Source organism: Parasphingorhabdus sp. (genome assembly GCF_039982415.1).
Lineage (GTDB): Bacteria > Pseudomonadota > Alphaproteobacteria > Sphingomonadales > Sphingomonadaceae > Parasphingorhabdus.
The window spans coordinates 204,283-222,434 of record NZ_JBDWYL010000002.1; the positions used below are offsets into that span (position 1 = coordinate 204,283).

Sequence of the window (18,152 nt, forward strand, 5' to 3'; positions counted from 1 at the left end):
AGACCCGGTTTACGCCGCGTTAGGTAAGTGCAAACCATAGAATTTTTGATCCGGTTAACATCCAGCTTATTGGTCGAGGAAACTCCGCATCTTGCGACTGCGGCTTGGATGTTTCAGTTTCCGCAAAGCTTTCGCCTCAATTTGCCGAATCCGTTCGCGCGTCACGCTAAATTGCTGACCGACTTCTTCCAGCGTATGGTCGGTGTTCATGCCTATGCCGAAACGCATCCGCAAAACCCGCTCTTCACGCGGTGTCAGGCTGGCCAGAACCCGCGTCACGGTTTCTTTCAAATTGGCTTGGATGGCGGCGTCCACGGGAATTATTGCATTTTTGTCTTCGATAAAATCACCAAGATGCGAATCTTCTTCATCGCCAATTGGTGTTTCCAAACTAATCGGCTCTTTCGCGATTTTCATCACCTTACGCACTTTTTCAAGCGGCATGGAGAGCCGTTCGGCCATTTCTTCCGGTGTCGGCTCTCGGCCTTGCTCATGCAGGAATTGCCGTGATGTCCGCACCAGTTTGTTAATCGTTTCGATCATGTGCACGGGAATACGAATGGTTCGCGCTTGATCTGCAATAGAGCGGGTTATGGCCTGCCGGATCCACCATGTTGCATAAGTTGAGAATTTATAACCGCGGCGATATTCAAATTTATCAACCGCTTTCATCAAACCGATATTGCCTTCCTGGATCAGATCCAGAAATTGCAAACCGCGATTGGTGTATTTTTTAGCGATTGAAATAACCAGGCGAAGATTGGCTTCAACCATTTCCTTTTTGGCGATACGGGCTTCACGCTCACCTTTTTGGACCATGTTCACAATCCGACGGAATTCATCCAAAGATGTTCCGGTTGCCGCAGATATATCAGAAATTTCTGCGCGAATACGCTCGACCGATACGGCTTCTTTTTCAGCAAAAGCCGCCCATTTCTTGTCCGTTTTCGCCATGCTGGCGAGCCAGCCATCGTCAAGCTCGTGTCCGATATAGCCTTCTAGAAACGCGCGGCGCGGGACTTTATGGCGCTCTGCAAGGCGCAACATTTGTCCGCCCAAAGCAGTCAAGCGGCGGTTAAACGAGTAGAGCTGGTCAACCAGAAACTCGATTTTATTGGCGTGGAATTGCACGCTTTCAACCAACGCCGTCAGTTCTTCGCGCAGGCTGTGATATTTTTTCTCGGACGCTGCTGGGAAATCATCACCAACAGAAAAGGCTTCCATACGGGTATTTTGCAATTTGGAGAATTTCTTGAACACAGAAGTGATCGTTGCAAATTTTTCCAAAGCTTCGGGTTTTAAAGCTTCTTCCATTTGTGCAAGCGACAATGTGTTGTCTTCTTCTTCCTCTTCAACAACCCTTTTGGTCCGGCGTTCGGTCAATTCATCTTCATCATCGCCTTCGCCTTCGGCTTTTTCGGGCTCATCTTCGACTTCATCATCATCTTTAAATGAGGGGCCAGCGGTTTTTTCGCTAATTTCACCGTCATCATCATCGTCATCTTCCAGATTTTCTGGAACCGGGTCTTTTGAAAGCATGGCATCGAGATCAAGAATCTCGCGCAATTGCATCTCACCGTCATTAAGTGCGGTTGACCATTCGATAATCGCGTTAAATGTCGTCGGGCTTTCGCAAAGGCCCCAAATCATCGTGTCACGACCTGCTTCAATCCGTTTGGCAATTGCAATTTCGCCTTCGCGACTGAGCAGCTCGACCGCGCCCATTTCGCGCAAATACATCCGAACCGGATCGTCCGTCCGGTCGCCAGCGGCTTTTTTGGGTGCGGCTGCGGCGGTGGATTTTTTGTCCTTATCTTTGCCGTCAATGGATTCGACTTCGTCGCTGCCCATCTCTTCGGCAGCTTCGTCATCATTTTCGACAATTTTGACGCCCATATCGGAGATGGAGGACATCACATCTTCAATTTGCTCACTGGACATTTGGTCCTGCGGCATGGCTTCATTCAACTCGTCATAAGTTATATAACCGCGCTTCTTCGCTTTCGTGAGCAGCTTTTTAATGCCAGATTCGTTCATATCGATAAGCGGTGCATCTTCGGTCGCCGCTGGTTTTTTTGCTTTACTTGCCAATTCTCAGGGCCCTTATTCTAAAAACTAATCTTCAAAATTCTCACAAATTAAGCGATATCGTCAATTTGTGTCAGCTCAACCAACCGTTCATGAAAATCCTGCTTTGCTTGGCGCAACCTCTGTTGCTCTGCATAGCTTTCTTCATCAAGATTATCTTGTACCCGCCTTGTTGCTTCTGCCAGAGCCGCTTCCAGTCCGGGGCGCGCGGTTATCACTTTAATCGCTTCTGCCAAATCATTTTGCGCCCGTTCGATCACATCTGACGGGGCATCATCTGGCAGTTTGCGGTTGAAAATGAAATTCAGCGCATCGGCCCGTAACAGCCCTTTTGCGACATTATAACAATCTGTCTGTTCCAATATGGTAAGAAGGCCCTGCATATCAAGCATTTCTTTACGCATTGCGATGCCAATCAGCTCTGAAAGCAAGGATTGCATTTGCGAATCGGCGAGCCGCAATATCGTTAACTCTTCAAAATGCTTGGAAATCTGGGACGGATGTCGAAGAAGCCCTCCCAAAATGGCTTTGGCAATGCGCAGATCATGACCGTCAATTAATACCGATTTTGTATCGTCCATCGGTTTGAAACTTTTATATTTCGAAGCAAAGCGATCTTGCGACCGCCCAAATTGTCTTGGTTGGGAGCCATAATTTTGTTTGGTAAAAAAGGCTGCATCATAGCGTTCCTGAAAATCCTGCCGATAATGTTGAGCAATATCGCTATTGCCAATATCTCTGACATGATCGGATAAACGCTTCTTCAGTCCTGCCTTGGCTTCAGGAGTGCCTAAAGGTTCTGCCTCAAACTCGACTTGCCAAATTTTATCACCGAGCATTTGGGGCGTATTGATCAGTTCGGCAAAGGCTTGCGGGCCTTCTGAACGGATTAAATCATCGGGGTCTTTGCCGGGCGGCAAGGAAATAAAGTTTAAACTATGCGCCGGGCGTAAGATTGGCAGCGCCCGTAAAGCACCGCGCATGGCTGCTTTTTGCCCCGCTCGATCTCCATCAAAGCATAATATGGGGGATTCGACCATTTTCCATATACGCTCAATCTGATGCTCGGTCAGCGCCGTTCCCAATGGAGCAACCACGTCTTCAAATCCCGCCTGGGCCAATGCGATCGCATCCATATACCCCTCAACAACAAGAATACGTCCGGTTTGTCGAGAAGCTGGGGAGGCCTTATCGAGATTATACAGCGTCCGGCCCTTGTCAAACAAAGGCGTATCCGGGGAATTGAGATATTTTGGTTCGCCATCCCCCAAGATTCTACCGCCAAAGGCAATGACCCGGCCGCGCGGATCGCGGATCGGAATCATTAATCGCCCGCGAAAACGATCATAGGGATCGCGATCGTCCACTTTAATCAACAGACCGGCTTCAACCAACTGATCAATACCGTGCGACGTCAGTGCATCTTTCAAGCGCCCTCTTGAATCCGGCGCAAAACCAAATCCAAATTCGCGGATTGTTTTGTCTGAAATTCCCCGATTTTTAAGATATTCCCGCGCTTTTGTGCCTTCAATTCCGTTAAACTGGGCGACAAACCATTCTTGTGCTGCTGCCATGACGTCATGCAAGCTAGCCCGTGCTTCTTGCCGCTGTGCTGCCCGCGGATCGGGGGCAGGGACTTCCATTTGAGCTTCTGCCGCAAGATCTTTTACCGCGTCCATGAAGCTGAGACCACGCTGATCGGTCATCCATCGGATCGCATCGCCATGTGCGCCGCAGCCAAAGCAATGATAAAAGCCTTTTTCATCATTAATGGTGAAGCTTGGCGTTTTTTCGTTATGAAAAGGGCAGCAGGCTTTATATTCCCGCCCCGCCTTTTGAATTTTTACAGTCCGCCCGATCAGCGTCGACAAGCTCGTCCGACTGCGCAGTTCATCAAGCCATTGCGGAGAAAGGGTCATAGGCCTCGGATCAGCTGAGCGCGACCTTTACGAGGGCGCTCGCCTTACTCATATCTATTTCGGTGCCATGGCGGGCTTTTAACTCGCCCATCACACGGCCCATATCCTTCATGGATTCAGCGCCAAGCTCGGTTTTAATGCCTGTAATCAAAGCGGCCGTTTCCTCTTCGCCCAATTGCATAGGCAGAAATTCTTCAATGACCGACAATTCCATCTTTTCGCCTTTGGCCAATTCGTCGCGCCCGCCTGATTCGAACATTTCGATCGATTCGCGTCGTTGTTTTGCCATTTTTTGCAGAACATCAGTGACCATGACGTCATCATCGAGGCTACTGTCTTTTGTGCGCAGCTCGATATCCTTGTCTTTGACCTTGGCCAAAATTGCGCGTGTCGCGGCGGTCCTGTCTTTGTCGCCTGCCTTCATGGCCGCAATTTGTGCCGCTTTCACGTCATCGCGAATCATAACGTTCCCCATATTTTTGGAATAAGCTACCAATATAGCCGCAACATATTTTTTTTCATAGATTGCTAGCGATTTTTTCGTCCCCTAGGCACGGCGAAATTTGCTTCAAGCGCAGGCGTGGGTCGCGTGCGCAACAATTAAGGATTGAGCCCATGGCTGACACCAACATTCCCGCAGCCCCCGAAGGAGCAACAGGGATATTGGTATTGGCTGATGGAACGGTCATTTGGGGCAGGGGATTCGGTGCGACTGGTGCAGCGGTTGGTGAAGTGTGTTTCAACACGGCGATGACCGGCTATCAAGAAGTCATGACCGATCCCAGCTATGCCGGACAAATTGTCACTTTTACTTTCCCTCACATAGGTAATGTCGGCACGAATGATGAGGATGTTGAAGCCGATTTGCCCCATGCTCTAGGTTGTATCGTGCGTGAAGATGTGACCGCTCCCAGCAATTTCCGGAACAGTCAGCCGTTTGATCAATGGATGGTTGAGCAAGGGCGGATCGGCTTGGCCGGCGTCGATACCCGGGCTTTGACCCGGCGGATCAGGGAAGCGGGAGCACCTAATGCGGTGATTGCTTATGATCCGGACGGGCAATTTGATATTGACGAACTGCTGGCCAAAGCGCGCGACTGGGCAGGGCTTGAAGGCATGGATCTCGCTGTTGAGGTGACTGGACATCAGACCAAAATCTGGGATAGCGGTATCTGGCGGCTTGGCCATGGCTATGCGCCATTGGAGGATATGGAGACTCGGCCGCATGTTGTGGCAATGGACTTTGGTGCCAAGCGCAATATCTTCAGAAATCTTGTGAAAGCTGGCGCAAAAGTAACTGTTGTTCCTGCGCAAACTTCACTGGATGATATTTTGGCGCTAGAACCCGCGGGCGTATTTCTCTCCAACGGTCCCGGCGATCCGGCGGCGACGGGGGACTATGCGGTTCCGGTGATCAAGGCGCTGCTTGATATGGATATGCCGATTTTTGGTATCTGCCTGGGCCACCAGATGCTGGCGCTCGCGGCGGGCGCGCAGACCGTCAAAATGCATCAGGGCCATCGCGGCGCCAATCACCCGGTGCAACGGGTTGGCGGTGATTGGGACGACAGTGAGGGCTTGGTCGAGATTACCAGCATGAATCACGGTTTTGCGGTCGACAGCGAAACGCTTCCCGACACCATAGTCGAAACCCATAAAAGCCTGTTCGACGGTAGCAATTGCGGTATCAGTATTACCGGCAAACGCGCCTTTGGCGTGCAGTATCATCCCGAGGCCAGCCCCGGGCCGCAGGACAGCTTCTATTTGTTCGAGAAATTTGTCGGAGGATTGGGGTGATGGAGGCAAGTTTCATCAAAAAGTTAATTGTTTTGTTTGGTATAAGTTTTGGTTTGACGGCGAGTTCGGGACCGCCGCCCGTGGTTTCAATCGTAGATGAAAGTCACAAGCATCATGGCAGTTATGTCGTCGATGGGTGGAGAGTAAGTTGCTATAGCAACGAGGAAACCGGGTACTACTGTATTACCCGGCCCGGTAGCACAGAGATTTCCATCTATGATCCGGTGATAGAGGTTTCCAGCGGTGAGATTAAAACCATGGTTTTTACTTCGGTTCCGGCAGATCGCAAGAATTGCAAAGAATCAAAGATAGTTCGGACAGTTGAGCTGGAGTTTTCTGCTTTAAGTAGTCGTACTATCGAGCTGTTAAGTGAATCATTAATCGCTTGCACACAGGCGCAGTTAACCAGCAATCGGATGGCAAATCTACCACAACTACTTGACCTGCTCTTACGAGCTACAGGCGAACGCTAATGCCAAAAAGAACTGACATAAATTCCATCCTGATCATTGGCGCTGGCCCGATTGTTATCGGACAGGCCTGTGAATTTGATTATTCGGGGACACAGGCATGCAAAGCGCTGAAAGAGGAGGGCTACCGGATCATCCTGGTCAACTCCAATCCGGCGACGATCATGACCGATCCGGAAATGGCGGACGCGACCTATGTCGAGCCGATTACACCGGAAATTGTCGAGAAGATCATCGCCAAGGAGCGTCCGGATGCGGTGCTGCCAACCATGGGCGGGCAGACGGCGCTAAATACCGCGCTGACGCTCAACAAAAGGGGCGTGCTCGACAAATATAACGTCCAGATGATCGGGGCGGATGCGGAAGCCATCGACAAGGCGGAAGATCGTGAGAAATTCAAGGCGGCAATGGACAAGATCGGACTGGAAAGCCCGCGTTCTGCCATTGCACATAGCGAAGAGCAGGCGCTGGAGGTGCTCGAAGATATCGGACTGCCCGCGATCATGCGACCCAGCTTTACCATGGGCGGCACTGGCGGCGGAGTGGCCTATAACCGCGAAGAATTTATCCATTATGTCCGCACATCATTAGAAGCCTCTCCAACCAATGAAGTGCTGATTGATGAGTCGCTGATAGGCTGGAAAGAATATGAGATGGAGGTCGTCCGCGACAAGGCGGATAACTGTATCATCATTTGCTCGATCGAGAATGTCGACCCGATGGGCGTGCACACAGGGGACTCGATTACCGTTGCGCCGGCACTAACGCTGACTGACAAAGAATATCAGATCATGCGCAATGCCTCTTTGGCTGTCTTGCGAGAAATCGGAGTCGAAACAGGGGGTTCCAACGTACAGTTCGCAGTCAATCCGAAGGATGGACGGCTTGTTGTAATCGAGATGAACCCGCGGGTTTCGCGCAGTTCGGCCCTCGCATCCAAGGCGACTGGTTTCCCCATTGCGAAAGTCGCGGCGAAACTGGCGGTCGGCTATACGCTCGATGAAATTGACAATGACATTACCGGTGCGACCCCCGCGTCATTCGAACCCACGATCGACTATGTTGTCACCAAGATTCCGCGCTTTGCCTTTGAGAAATTCAAGGGCGCAGAGCCATTGCTCGCTACCGCGATGAAATCTGTGGGTGAAGTCATGGCCATTGGCCGCAATATCCATGAATCGCTCCAAAAAGCCTTGCGCGGGCTGGAAACCGGCTTGGATGGCTTTAACCGGGTTCAAGATCTCATAGGTGCCTCGCGCGAGGAAATCGCTGCTGAATTGGCGCGGCCAACCCCGGACCGGTTGCTGGTTGCTGCCCAAGCCATGCGCGAGGGTTTTAGCAATGAAGATATTTTCGACATTGCGCATTATGATCCCTGGTTTCTCGCTCGTATTCGGGAAATAATCGATGCCGAGCAGTCTATTTTGGACAATGGTCTGCCGAATGGCCCGGAAGCGCTGCGAAAGCTGAAATCCATGGGCTTTTCCGATGAACGACTGGCCAAATTGGCTGTAGATGCCGTGCATGTGGCCGGAGGGGCCGGGCGCGCCGTGGCTGGAAGCGGCGGGCTAATTCATGACGCCGTTGCCGCCATGGCCGGTGCGACGTCGGAAAAAGAGGTCCGGGAACTGCGTCACAGGCTTGGTGTTCGCCCCGTTTTTAAGCGGATCGATACCTGTGCAGCGGAGTTTGAGGCGAAAACGCCCTATATGTATTCAAGCTATGAAGCGCCGATTTTCGGGGAACCGGAAAATGAGGCGCAACCTTCCGATCGCCGGAAAATCGTCATTTTGGGCGGTGGACCCAATCGGATCGGGCAGGGCATTGAATTTGATTATTGCTGTTGTCATGCCTGTTTTGCTTTGGCGGATGCTGGTTTTGAGACCATCATGATCAATTGTAATCCCGAAACGGTTTCGACGGATTATGACACATCGGACCGCCTATATTTTGAGCCGTTAACCGCCGAGGATGTGCTGGAAATCTTGCATGTCGAACAAAGCAAGGGCGAGCTCGTCGGTGTGATTGTGCAATTTGGAGGGCAGACGCCATTGAAATTGGCATCAGCGTTGGAAGATGCCGGTATTCCCATTTTGGGGACAACGCCAGATGCCATTGATCTGGCCGAAGATCGCGAACGGTTTGCAAAACTGGTCAATGATCTCAATCTTAAGCAGCCAGATAACGGTATGGCGCGGACGGAAGAAGAAGCCGTCAAAATTGCCGAACGGATCGGTTATCCGGTGCTAATTCGGCCCAGTTTTGTGCTGGGTGGTCGGGCAATGGAAATTGTGGATGGTCCGGCGCAGCTGGAAGATTATATCAACACAGCCGTACAGGTATCGGGCGACCAGCCGGTTCTGGTGGACCAATATCTCCGTGATGCGGTGGAAGTTGATGTCGATGCTATTTGTGATGGGGATCAAGTCGTTGTCTGCGGCGTGTTGCAGCATATTGAAGAAGCGGGCGTCCATAGCGGGGACAGCGCTTGTACGATTCCACCCTATAATCTGAGTGATGATATTATAGCAGAAATGGAACGCCAGGCTGAAGCGCTGGCGCTGGGGCTGAAAGTTCGCGGCCTGATGAATATTCAATTTGCTGTAAAAGACGGGGAAGTCTATCTGATTGAGGTCAATCCGCGCGCAAGCCGGACAGTGCCTTTTGTTGCCAAAGCCATTGGCGTCCCCATTGCTAAAATCGCATCACGTGTGATGGCTGGCGAAAGTCTGAAAGACTTACCACCGATTGATAGACATATTGATTATATTGCTGTGAAAGAGGCAGTCTTTCCCTTTAACCGTTTCCCTGGAATCGACCCAATCTTGTCGCCAGAAATGAAATCAACCGGCGAAGTCATGGGCATTGATGACAGTTTTGCCATTGCATTTGGTAAGGCTCAATTGGGTGCCAATAACCATTTACCGGACGGTGGAACGCTGTTTGTATCGGTTAAAGAAACCGACAAGAAAGTGATTGAGCCAGCTGCACGTCTGGCCGAAAAACTAGGCTTTAAGATTATAGCGACCAGCGGTACCGCCGATTATCTCAGCGAAAAGGGCATTGCTGTCACCAAGATTAATAAAGTGGCCGAAGGGCGGCCGCATATTGTTGACCGGATTATTGATGGTGAAGTGGACCTGATTTTCAACACCACTGAGGGCTGGCAGTCGCTGAAAGACTCCAAATCCATCCGCGCCAGCGCATTAAACGGAAAGATTCCTTATTATACGACGGCGACTGCAAGTGTTGCGGCAATGGAAGCAATATCAGCCATGCGCGATGAGACTCTTGAAGTTCGCGCGCTTCAGTCTTATTATAAGTCTTAGCAGAATTCATCCCCGACAATCTGTCACGCTGCGGGCGAGCCTTCATAGGGAGGGGCGCCGGGAAACTATTTTTGACACTGCGGCCATGCAAGCCGCCGTGAGTAGTAAGGAAGAAAGGCCAAAAATGGCTGTAGAAAAAGTACCGATGCTGGCGGAAGGCCATGCCAAATTGGAAGCCGAACTCAAAGCGCTGAAAGAAGAGCGGCCTCGCATTGTAGATGCGATTGAAGAAGCGCGCGCGCATGGCGATTTATCCGAAAATGCGGAATATCATGCCGCTAAGGAACGCCAAGGTCAGGTTGAAGCAACGATTAGCGATGTCGAAGACAAGCTGAGTCGTGCGCAAGTTATCGACCCGACAACATTGTCTGGCGACAAAGCGGTTTTCGGCGCAACTTTGACGTTGCTCGATGAAGATGACAAACCGGTTAAATATCAACTGGTGGGGCAAGCGGAAGCGGATGCAAAGCTTGGCAAGATCAGTTATAACAGTCCCATTGGACGGGCGTTTATCGGTCGCAGCGTTGGCGATGAAATCGAAGTCACCGTGCCTGCTGGTGACAAATATTATCTGCTCGAAAAAATCGAGTTTATTTGATCTGACATGAATCTTCCCAACGGAAAGCTCACCAATGGATTGATCATTGCCAATGTCGCGGTGTTTCTGATCCTTTGGATTTTCGGATGGCAAGATGAAGCAGTATTGCGGGGCGGGTTTTTTCCTATCCGGCTGAGTGATGGATTCCCCGAACTGGACGCCATTGGCGGATTAGTTCCGGCTTGGTTGACGCCCTTATCTTCGGCCTTTTTGCACGGCGGAATGATGCATATCGCTTTTAATATGCTGATGCTGTTATTTTGCGGGCGTTTTGTCGAGCAAGCGCTTGGGCCTCAATTGATGGCGTTGCTCTACCTGGTGGGAGCTTATGCGGCTTCTTTGGCCGAATTTGCTTTTAACGGCGACTCCGTCATCCCAGTGGTTGGGGCAAGCGGCGCAATTTCAGCGATTTTAGGTTCCTATGCGCTGCTTTTTGCGCGCAACGATGTGAAGCCCGTTGGACCGTTTCCCGGCTATATGGTGAGAATAGCCTGGTTGACATTGGCTTGGATTGGGATCCAGTTGATGATCGGCATTGCCTCGCGCGGCAGCCTGACCGGCATCGCAATTTATGCGCATATTGGGGGATTTGTCGCGGGGCTATTCTTGACCCGTCCGCTTTTGCAATGGCGGTTTAAAAACGCCTGAACCGATATTATTCGGTTTCCGGAAGCTCGGGTTCCAAAATTTTGTGCAAATGGACGATGACATATTTCATTTCCGCGTCATCTACGGTGCGCTGGGCATTGGACCGCCAAACATCTTCGGCTTCTTCATAGCTCGGATAGATGCCGACGAGATCGACCTGTTCGAGATTCTCATAGTCCAGCCCGCGCGGATCTTTGACTCGCCCACCCATTACCAGGTGCATTTTGCTGCGCTCTTCGTTCATAACTGCCCCATTCTTTTGTCTGTTACTTGCCGGAACGTTCCGATTTTACGGCATCGCCGGCGGCTTCGGCGGCGCTCTTAGCAGCTTCGGCTGCTTTGCCAAGCAGATCTTTAATCTGATCCTGCACATTTTCCTTGCTGAGGCCCAGTGTATCAATCTGTTCCTGACCAGCATCTTTGGCCGCATCATAGGCTTTTTTCGCGGTTTCATTTATTTTTTTGCCAGCGCCGCCAACATATTTTGTTTCTGTTTTGCTTTTCGGCAACAGCGCACCAACCAGAGCGCCTAACGCCAGGCCACCTGCAACAACAGCCAAGGGGCTTTTGGTGATTGTTTCCTCAGACTTGTCCGCGGCGCTTTTTGCCATTTTCTTCGTGGCTGCAACGCCTTCTGCGGCTTTGGCTTTTCCATCACCGAGCAGGGCGGCTGCGCGTTCTTTGCTTTCTGACATTTTTTCCAGCGCCAGACCCGTGCCTTCTCCGGCTTTTTCTTTGGCAGCCTCTAGCCGCTCACGTGATGCGGCCCGCGCCTTTTCAATATTGTCGGTTAATTTGCTCATTATTTTTCCTCAGTGCCGTCTTCGTCAGGGGCATCATTGTCCGCCCGGCGATTGGTCAGATAATTGGTAATCGGTTTACGCAAGGCCAATAGCGCCGCCGCTGCAGCAACCGAGGCGACTTTACCCGGATTGTCTTTGACGCCTTGGATGGCTCCTTCGCCAGTTTTTTGTACTCGGCTAAGCGCTTTCGCTTTGGCTTCTTGGACGAGATTAGCCGGGCGAAGACGTTCTTTGGTCTCGGTCAAATCATCCTGCAAATTTTCGCGCGCTGCTTTCTTTTCGATGGCGAGATTGCGCAATTTGAATATATCGTCATTTTTCTGTGTCATTGGTCATTTTCATCCAAAGGTAATTTACGCGCCCGTTTCAATGCCATATTGACCAATATTGTCGTCACAAGCAACGCCGCTCCGCTCAAAAGAGCTGTCGCCGCTACTGGACCCCAATAATGGGTCATGATCAACAATAGTCCCAAGATCAAAGCAATGGCGCCGGTTATGCCAATGACAAGTCCAGCGCCAAAGAGCATTAATACAGTCTTGGTGGCTGACATATTAACGGACAATTTGGTCTGGTAATAAGCCAGTTCCGCTTCAGCAAGGGTGCGAACATCGGCAACCAAATGCTGTAACTGTGAGCCTATTGACGCTGCCTCTATGGCCTCAGGAGTAGCGGAATCGAGAGATTCCGCGTCCTGTGCCTGCGAATTTTCTGTGGCCATAGAGTTATTCCAGAATTTCAATTAGGTCGCGATAACACCGATTCGATGCTACTATGTCTAGCTGCGATCATCCATCCCGGATTTGATCAAACGTGAAATCAGCAGGCCCACAACCGCTGCAGCGCCAATGGCAACTGCTGGTTTTTTGCGGACAAATTCTCGCGCATCTTCAACCATAGTGTCCACATCTTTGGAATTTACCTTCTCCGCAAAGGAGGATACTGCATCGGCGGCAGAGCGGGCATAGTCACCATATTTTTCACCGACATTCTCGTCGATGGTTTTGGCGCTATTCTCGATCATTTCACTCAATGTTCCAATCGCTTCGCCGGCTTTTGCCTTGCCGTCATTGGCCGTGGAGCGGGCTTTGTCGATTGCGCGTTCCTTGATATCTTCTGCGCTGACATTGGTCTTTGCGGCCGCTGCTGGCTTCTTTGCTGCCGGTTTCTTAGGTGCCGCTTTTTTGGCCGCACTCTTGCGGGCTGCTGGTTTTTTTGCAGTGGCCTTTTTGGCTGCGGGCTTCTTTGCAGCAGTCTTGCGTGTGGTTGTTTTTCTTGTTTGATCGGCGGCCATAATTAAAATTCCTTCCTCAAAACCCTTGCCATGACAATTAATCGATAAAATTATCGATTGGTTTTCCCTGACACCAAGATGGTGGCTAATGCTTATAATTCAAGGGTAAATAGCGACTGAATCGGAAGCGGAATAACAGCTGATGATTGCCACGGGCCGATCATAAGGATAAGGGCTGTGACCCAATGCTAATTTCCACAGGAGCCTTCGCGAAATGACCGCCATTATAGATCTTCACGCCCGCCAGATTTTGGACAGCCGTGGTAATCCAACGGTTGAAGTGGACATTCTTCTGGAAGACGGAAGTTTCGGCCGTGCCGCTGTGCCTTCCGGAGCCTCAACCGGCGCTTATGAAGCGGTGGAATTGCGCGATGGCGATAAGAGCAAATATCTCGGCAAGGGTGTTTTGAAGGCGGTGGAGGCCGTGAATGGCGAGTTGACCGAAGCGCTATTGGGTCTCGATGCCGAAGACCAAGAAGAGCTTGATGCGACGATGATCAAGCTGGATGGGACGGATAATAAAGGAAGGCTCGGCGCGAATGCCTTGCTCGGCGTTAGCTTGGCCGCCGCGAAAGCTGCTGCGGATGCGAGAGGGCTCCCGCTCTATCGCTATGTTGGCGGCGTATCAGCGCGGGTTCTACCCGTGCCGATGATGAATATCATCAACGGCGGAGAGCATGCCGACAATCCCATCGATTTTCAGGAATTCATGGTCATGCCTGTGGGCGCCGGAAGCTTGGCAGAAGCGGTGCGGTGGGGCGCGGAAATTTTTCACACATTAAAAGCCGGCTTGTCCGAAAAAGGCTTGGCAACGGCGGTTGGTGATGAAGGGGGCTTTGCGCCCAATCTTGGTTCCACGCGCGATGCTTTGGACTTTGTGATGGCATCGATCGAAAAAGCTGGCTTCAAGGCTGGCGATGAAGTGGTGCTTGCTCTTGATTGCGCAGCAACCGAATTTTACGAAGATGGAAACTATAATATATCGGGGGAAGGGAAGATTCTTTCTCCGGGTGAAATGTCAGAATATCTTGCAGAATTGTGCAAAGACTATCCGATCAAGTCAGTCGAAGATGGCATGGCGGAAGATGATTTTGAAGGTTGGAAATATCTGACCGACGCTGTGGGAGATACGGTGCAATTGGTCGGTGATGATTTGTTCGTAACAAATCCCGTTCGCCTGTCGCAAGGCATTAAAGACGGATTAGCGAATAGTTTGCTGGTTAAAGTCAATCAAATCGGCACATTGTCAGAAACGTTGGAAGCTGTGCGCATGGCGCATAACGCTTCCTATACCGCGGTCATGTCGCATCGCTCTGGAGAGACAGAAGATGCGACCATTGCCGATTTGGCCGTCGCAACCAATTGCGGCCAGATTAAAACCGGAAGCCTCGCGCGGTCAGATCGGCTCGCTAAATATAATCAGTTGATCCGCATCGAAGAAGAATTGGACACAGTCGCGCATTATGCTGGTCGATCGATTTTTAGCTAAGTTGAACTAGCGAGAATCGAGAATTTCTCGCTCTGGAAAATTTTTTTGCAACAAAAGTGTTAATGCGCTTGCCAGCGAATCAATATTCTGATTCAAGAGCAAATATGGCTCATAAAGAGAAAATCGGTGGACTGATCAAAGCGGCGCTTGGACCGGGTTTTGCTTTGCTCACATTGCTGGCGATTGCGGGCTATGCCGTATTGGGTCCGACAGGCGTTTTGGCTTGGGGCGAATATCGCGCGGCTTTGGATGAGCGGGGCATGCAATTGGCCGCTTTGGAGGCCAAACGTGATGCGCTGAAAAACCGGGTCGAACTATTGGACCCTCGTGGTGCAGATCCAGATCTGGTGGGTGAATTGCTTCGCAAAGAGGGTAATTTTGTCCATCCAGATGAAATTATTGTTCCGCTTAAATAGCGCTATCCACATTCTTCAAAAATTTCTGTGATTTGCGGCCTATAAGGCTTTGGAATCTGGCCGTATCTGGTTATGATGGCGAAAACATAACCATAGAAAGATGCAAGAGTGGCAAAATCTCCCCAGAAAGCCTCATCGAAAGCAAAAGCGCCGGCAAAGCGCACGGCTAAGGCACCGGTAAAATCTACCGCGAGAAAGACCAAGGCGCCGTCAACCAGTCGCCTTCCTGCTTTGAAGACACCCATTTATAAAGCAAACAAAACTGAGCTCATGGAATTTTATGAGCAAATGCTGCTCATCAGACGCTTCGAAGAAAAAGCCGGTCAACTTTATGGTTTGGGATTAATCGGTGGTTTTTGTCATCTGTATATCGGTCAGGAAGCGGTGGTAACCGGATTGCAGTCTGCGATTGAGCCTGGCAAAGATAGTGTGATTACCGGCTATCGAGATCATGGCCATATGCTGGCCTGCGGCATTGATCCAAATATCGTGATGGCGGAATTAACTGGCCGCGCGTCAGGAATATCGAAAGGCAAGGGCGGTTCCATGCACATGTTCTCGGTTGAGCACGGCTTTTATGGCGGCCATGGCATTGTTGGAGCCCAAGTATCGCTCGGAACCGGTCTCGCTTTTGGACATAAATATAAGGAAGATGGCGGCGTTTGCCTTGCCTATTTTGGAGACGGTGCGTCCAATCAAGGGCAAGTCTACGAAAGTTTCAATATGGCGGAACTGTGGAAATTGCCGGTCATATTCGTCATCGAAAATAATCAATATGCGATGGGTACAAGCGTCAATCGATCCTCCTCGGAAGACCAGCTTTATCGCCGCGGTGAGAGTTTTCGGATACCTGGTGTCCAAGTTGATGGCATGGATGTCCTGGCTGTTCGCGGCGCTGTAGAAGAAGCTCTAAAATATGTTCGGGCGGGCAAGGGCCCCGTTTTGATGGAATTGAAAACCTATCGCTATCGCGGCCATTCTATGTCTGACCCGGCAAAATATCGGAGCCGGGATGAAGTGCAGGATGTTCGCGAAAAATCAGACCCTATTGAACGGCTGAAAGCCATGTTGGTGAAGCAGGGCATCAAAGAAGAAGATTTGAAGGCGCTAGATAAGAAAGTGCGTAAGACAGTCTCCGAAGCAGCCGATTTCGCTGAAGAATCTCCGGAGCCGGAAATGCCCGAACTCTATACTGACGTATTGGTGGAGCAATATTAATGGCTATTGAGTTGAAAATGCCCGCCCTGTCTCCAACAATGGAAGAAGGCACGCTAGCCAAATGGCTCGTGAAAGAAGGCGATGAAGTCAGTTCTGGCGATATTCTTGCCGAAATTGAAACCGATAAGGCGACAATGGAGTTTGAGGCTGTTGATGAAGGTGTGATATCGAAAATCATCATCGCAGAAGGGACCGACAATGTAATGGTCGGCGCGGTCATAGCCGAAATGACCGGTGAAGACGAAGACGAGACGTCTGTTCCGGCGGCGGACACGGTAAAAGTCGAGGAGCCGCAATCGGCACCCGAACCTGTTCAAGAAGCACCCGTTGCACCGGTTGTGCAATCCCGGGCTGCGGACCCCGCTATTCCGGCGGGCACGAATATGGTCTCGATCACCGTGCGTGAAGCGCTGCGCGATGCTATGGCTGAAGAAATGCGAGCCGACGATACAGTTTTCGTCATGGGCGAAGAAGTGGCGGAATATCAAGGCGCCTATAAGGTGACGCAAGGCTTGTTGGATGAATTTGGTGCCAAAAGAGTCATCGATACACCGATAACCGAACATGGTTTTGCTGGTATTGGTGCTGGGGCTGCAATGGGCGGACTTAAGCCGGTTGTTGAGTTTATGACCTTCAATTTTGCAATGCAGGCGATTGATCATATCATCAATTCCGCGGCGAAAACCAACTATATGTCAGGCGGACAAATGCGTTGTCCAATAGTCTTTCGTGGACCAAATGGCGCGGCATCGCGGGTCGGTGCACAGCATAGCCAGAACTATGGCCCCTGGTATGCCAGTGTTCCTGGACTAATTGTGATCGCGCCATATGATGCAGCCGATTCAAAAGGTTTGCTTAAAGCCGCTATCCAATGCCCAGATCCCGTGGTTTTCTTGGAAAATGAGCTGATTTACGGGCGTTCATTCGAAATCCCCGATACGGATGACTATGTTTTACCGATTGGCAAGGCTCGGATCATGCGCGAAGGCGCTGATGTAACCATTGTCAGCTATTCCATCGGTGTCGGCCTAGCCTTGGATGCCGCTGATATATTGGCAGGTGAGGGGATTGATGCCGAAGTGATCGATTTGCGGACTTTGCGGCCTTTGGACACTGACACGGTCCTCAAAAGCCTTGCCAAAACCAATCGTTTGGTGGTCGCGGAAGAAGGGTGGCCAACTTGCTCTATCGCAAGTGAGATCATTTCCGTTTGTATGGAAGAGGGCTTTGACGACTTGGATGCCCCGGTGGTGCGGGTCACCAATGAAGATGTCCCACTGCCTTATGCCGCCAATCTTGAAAAAGCGGCGCTGATCGACAGCGATCGGATCATCGCTGCCGCCAAGAAAGTCTGTTACCGCTAGTCGAAAATCAGGTGATTACGTCGTAACGGCTACACAACCATTTCTGTGCGTTAGGAATGTTACTGGCGTTTTTCATCGCGTGATCATTGCGTTCACGGGCGACAAAGGCGCTTTGATAGCGAATGACGATATTGCCAAAAAAGCGGTCAGATACCAATGGTTTATAGTCATATACTACTTCGACGAAATTGACGCCTGTCGCGGAAGATGCCGAGATTTTCTTGCCTGTTGGTCCTATACCTGCCGCCAATGTTGCATTGGTGCGCCCATCATCTTCATTGCCAAAGGATGACGTATAATTGGTGTTACCCCCATAGCAGCGTTGCCAGCGGATCCACTGGCCTTCATTCGCCCCGGCCAAGCCATTATGCTCCAGATTGGATAAAATAATCCGAGCGTTGGGTGAAAAGTCGATACTGCTGCCGGTTAAATGGGCTCCCGTAAAAATCTCGCGAATATCGGCTTCATCAATCGAGTTACGGACGCGTGATGCGTTATCTGCAACGAGCATGGCAACCTGACTCACTTGCAAATGTCCGACAGCAAGATTGGCCGTTTCCATACCCGTTAGTCCAACGGTGAGCATGAACGGCGCAACAAAGGCAAATTCGATCAGTGCCAGACCGCTTTTGTCTTCATGCAACTTTTTCAGGAATCGCCCGGCTTTGCTGCCAGACACAATTTTCTGAGAAGAGATGTTTTCAAAAATGTTGCTCATA

The 18,152-nt window shown here is 50.7% G+C and carries 18 protein-coding genes; 9 read left to right on the forward strand and 9 right to left on the reverse strand.

Annotated elements, in window-relative coordinates; all coding sequences use genetic code 11:
• Positions 1–66 precede the first annotated feature (66 nt).
• From rpoD to ABJU74_RS03645, 3 genes are read right to left on the reverse strand one after another with little or no spacing between them, the layout of a single operon-like run.
• Positions 67–2,091 carry an RNA polymerase sigma factor RpoD gene (gene rpoD, locus ABJU74_RS03635; RefSeq protein ID WP_348382756.1) on the reverse strand — a complete coding sequence of 675 codons (2,025 nt, stop codon included), beginning with the start codon at positions 2,089–2,091 and terminating at the stop codon, positions 67–69.
• Positions 2,092–2,138: 47 nt separating this feature from the next.
• The gene (dnaG, locus tag ABJU74_RS03640; protein WP_348382757.1) at positions 2,139–4,007 is read right to left on the reverse strand and encodes a DNA primase; all 1,869 of its coding nucleotides are present in this window, start codon (positions 4,005–4,007) and stop codon (positions 2,139–2,141) included.
• 10 nt (positions 4,008–4,017) lie between these two features.
• Positions 4,018–4,470 carry a GatB/YqeY domain-containing protein gene (locus ABJU74_RS03645; protein ID WP_348382758.1) on the reverse strand — a complete coding sequence of 151 codons (453 nt, stop codon included), beginning with the start codon at positions 4,468–4,470 and terminating at the stop codon, positions 4,018–4,020.
• Positions 4,471–4,622: 152 nt separating this feature from the next.
• Between ABJU74_RS03645 and carA the strand changes: the two genes are divergently transcribed.
• The 5 genes from carA to ABJU74_RS03670 all read left to right on the forward strand — a co-directional run bounded on the left by carA (position 4,623) and on the right by ABJU74_RS03670 (position 10,849).
• Positions 4,623–5,804, forward strand: coding sequence for a glutamine-hydrolyzing carbamoyl-phosphate synthase small subunit (gene carA / locus ABJU74_RS03650; RefSeq protein WP_348382759.1), 1,182 nt, complete (start codon positions 4,623–4,625; stop codon positions 5,802–5,804).
• The gene (locus tag ABJU74_RS03655) at positions 5,804–6,277 is read left to right on the forward strand and encodes a hypothetical protein (protein ID WP_348382760.1); all 474 of its coding nucleotides are present in this window, start codon (positions 5,804–5,806) and stop codon (positions 6,275–6,277) included. Before carA ends, ABJU74_RS03655 begins: the two co-directional genes overlap by 1 nt.
• On the forward strand, positions 6,277–9,603 hold the full coding sequence (gene carB, locus ABJU74_RS03660) for a carbamoyl-phosphate synthase large subunit (RefSeq protein ID WP_348382761.1): 3,327 nt from the start codon (positions 6,277–6,279) through the stop codon (positions 9,601–9,603). The genes ABJU74_RS03655 and carB overlap by 1 nt, the downstream gene beginning before the upstream one ends.
• A 124-nt stretch (positions 9,604–9,727) precedes the next feature.
• Positions 9,728–10,201: a transcription elongation factor GreA gene (gene greA / locus ABJU74_RS03665; RefSeq protein WP_348382762.1), complete on the forward strand. Its 474-nt coding sequence runs from the start codon at positions 9,728–9,730 to the stop codon at positions 10,199–10,201.
• A gap of 6 nt (positions 10,202–10,207) precedes the next feature.
• Complete coding sequence (locus ABJU74_RS03670; RefSeq protein ID WP_348382763.1) at positions 10,208–10,849, forward strand: rhomboid family intramembrane serine protease; 642 nt, start codon at positions 10,208–10,210, stop codon at positions 10,847–10,849.
• A gap of 7 nt (positions 10,850–10,856) precedes the next feature.
• Here the strand turns inward: ABJU74_RS03670 and ABJU74_RS03675 are convergent, their stop codons facing one another.
• Genes ABJU74_RS03675 through ABJU74_RS03695 form a run of 5 tightly spaced genes read right to left on the reverse strand, consistent with a single transcriptional unit; the run spans position 10,857 to position 12,946 of the window.
• Entirely contained in the window at positions 10,857–11,093 is a 237-nt protein-coding gene (locus tag ABJU74_RS03675) for a DUF4170 domain-containing protein (protein ID WP_348382764.1), read from the reverse strand.
• Positions 11,094–11,115: 22 nt separating this feature from the next.
• Positions 11,116–11,652: a hypothetical protein gene (locus ABJU74_RS03680; RefSeq protein WP_348382765.1), complete on the reverse strand. Its 537-nt coding sequence runs from the start codon at positions 11,650–11,652 to the stop codon at positions 11,116–11,118.
• Positions 11,652–11,981 (reverse strand): hypothetical protein, encoded by a 330-nt coding sequence (locus ABJU74_RS03685; protein ID WP_348382766.1) that lies wholly within the window; start codon positions 11,979–11,981, stop codon positions 11,652–11,654. The genes ABJU74_RS03680 and ABJU74_RS03685 overlap by 1 nt, the downstream gene beginning before the upstream one ends.
• On the reverse strand, positions 11,978–12,373 hold the full coding sequence (locus ABJU74_RS03690) for a phage holin family protein (RefSeq protein WP_348382767.1): 396 nt from the start codon (positions 12,371–12,373) through the stop codon (positions 11,978–11,980). The genes ABJU74_RS03685 and ABJU74_RS03690 overlap by 4 nt, the downstream gene beginning before the upstream one ends.
• A 57-nt stretch (positions 12,374–12,430) precedes the next feature.
• Positions 12,431–12,946 carry a hypothetical protein gene (locus ABJU74_RS03695; RefSeq protein WP_348382768.1) on the reverse strand — a complete coding sequence of 172 codons (516 nt, stop codon included), beginning with the start codon at positions 12,944–12,946 and terminating at the stop codon, positions 12,431–12,433.
• 214 nt (positions 12,947–13,160) lie between these two features.
• Between ABJU74_RS03695 and eno the strand changes: the two genes are divergently transcribed.
• From eno to ABJU74_RS03715, 4 genes are all read left to right on the forward strand, one after another.
• Complete coding sequence (gene eno / locus ABJU74_RS03700) at positions 13,161–14,435, forward strand: phosphopyruvate hydratase (RefSeq protein ID WP_348382769.1); 1,275 nt, start codon at positions 13,161–13,163, stop codon at positions 14,433–14,435.
• 104 nt (positions 14,436–14,539) lie between these two features.
• Positions 14,540–14,851, forward strand: a complete 312-nt coding sequence (locus ABJU74_RS03705; RefSeq protein WP_348382770.1) for a septum formation initiator family protein — start codon at positions 14,540–14,542, stop codon at positions 14,849–14,851.
• Between the two features lie 231 nt (positions 14,852–15,082).
• Complete coding sequence (pdhA, locus tag ABJU74_RS03710) at positions 15,083–16,069, forward strand: pyruvate dehydrogenase (acetyl-transferring) E1 component subunit alpha (RefSeq protein WP_348382837.1); 987 nt, start codon at positions 15,083–15,085, stop codon at positions 16,067–16,069.
• Positions 16,069–17,433 (forward strand): pyruvate dehydrogenase complex E1 component subunit beta, encoded by a 1,365-nt coding sequence (locus tag ABJU74_RS03715; protein WP_348382771.1) that lies wholly within the window; start codon positions 16,069–16,071, stop codon positions 17,431–17,433. Before pdhA ends, ABJU74_RS03715 begins: the two co-directional genes overlap by 1 nt.
• Positions 17,434–17,440: 7 nt before the next feature.
• Here ABJU74_RS03715 and ABJU74_RS03720 read toward each other — a convergent pair whose 3' ends face one another.
• Entirely contained in the window at positions 17,441–18,151 is a 711-nt protein-coding gene (locus ABJU74_RS03720; RefSeq protein WP_348382772.1) for a pilus assembly protein, read from the reverse strand.
• Position 18,152: the final 1 nt, after the last annotated feature.

Excerpts from the sequence above, each read along its gene's own strand:
- dnaG (WP_348382757.1), bottom strand. The coding sequence starts at position 4,007 with ATGACCCTTTCTCCGCAATGGCTTGATGAACTGCGCAGTCGGACGAGC.
- ABJU74_RS03645 (WP_348382758.1), bottom strand. The coding sequence starts at position 4,470 with ATGATTCGCGATGACGTGAAAGCGGCACAAATTGCGGCCATGAAGGCA.
- carA (WP_348382759.1), top strand. The coding sequence starts at position 4,623 with ATGGCTGACACCAACATTCCCGCAGCCCCCGAAGGAGCAACAGGGATA.
- ABJU74_RS03655 (WP_348382760.1), top strand. The coding sequence starts at position 5,804 with ATGGAGGCAAGTTTCATCAAAAAGTTAATTGTTTTGTTTGGTATAAGT.
- carB (WP_348382761.1), top strand. The coding sequence starts at position 6,277 with ATGCCAAAAAGAACTGACATAAATTCCATCCTGATCATTGGCGCTGGC.
- greA (WP_348382762.1), top strand. The coding sequence starts at position 9,728 with ATGGCTGTAGAAAAAGTACCGATGCTGGCGGAAGGCCATGCCAAATTG.
- ABJU74_RS03670 (WP_348382763.1), top strand. The coding sequence starts at position 10,208 with ATGAATCTTCCCAACGGAAAGCTCACCAATGGATTGATCATTGCCAAT.
- ABJU74_RS03675 (WP_348382764.1), bottom strand. The coding sequence starts at position 11,093 with ATGAACGAAGAGCGCAGCAAAATGCACCTGGTAATGGGTGGGCGAGTC.
- ABJU74_RS03680 (WP_348382765.1), bottom strand. The coding sequence starts at position 11,652 with ATGAGCAAATTAACCGACAATATTGAAAAGGCGCGGGCCGCATCACGT.
- ABJU74_RS03685 (WP_348382766.1), bottom strand. The coding sequence starts at position 11,981 with ATGACACAGAAAAATGACGATATATTCAAATTGCGCAATCTCGCCATC.
- ABJU74_RS03690 (WP_348382767.1), bottom strand. The coding sequence starts at position 12,373 with ATGGCCACAGAAAATTCGCAGGCACAGGACGCGGAATCTCTCGATTCC.
- ABJU74_RS03695 (WP_348382768.1), bottom strand. The coding sequence starts at position 12,946 with ATGGCCGCCGATCAAACAAGAAAAACAACCACACGCAAGACTGCTGCA.
- eno (WP_348382769.1), top strand. The coding sequence starts at position 13,161 with ATGACCGCCATTATAGATCTTCACGCCCGCCAGATTTTGGACAGCCGT.
- ABJU74_RS03705 (WP_348382770.1), top strand. The coding sequence starts at position 14,540 with ATGGCTCATAAAGAGAAAATCGGTGGACTGATCAAAGCGGCGCTTGGA.
- ABJU74_RS03715 (WP_348382771.1), top strand. The coding sequence starts at position 16,069 with ATGGCTATTGAGTTGAAAATGCCCGCCCTGTCTCCAACAATGGAAGAA.
- ABJU74_RS03720 (WP_348382772.1), bottom strand. The coding sequence starts at position 18,151 with ATGAGCAACATTTTTGAAAACATCTCTTCTCAGAAAATTGTGTCTGGC.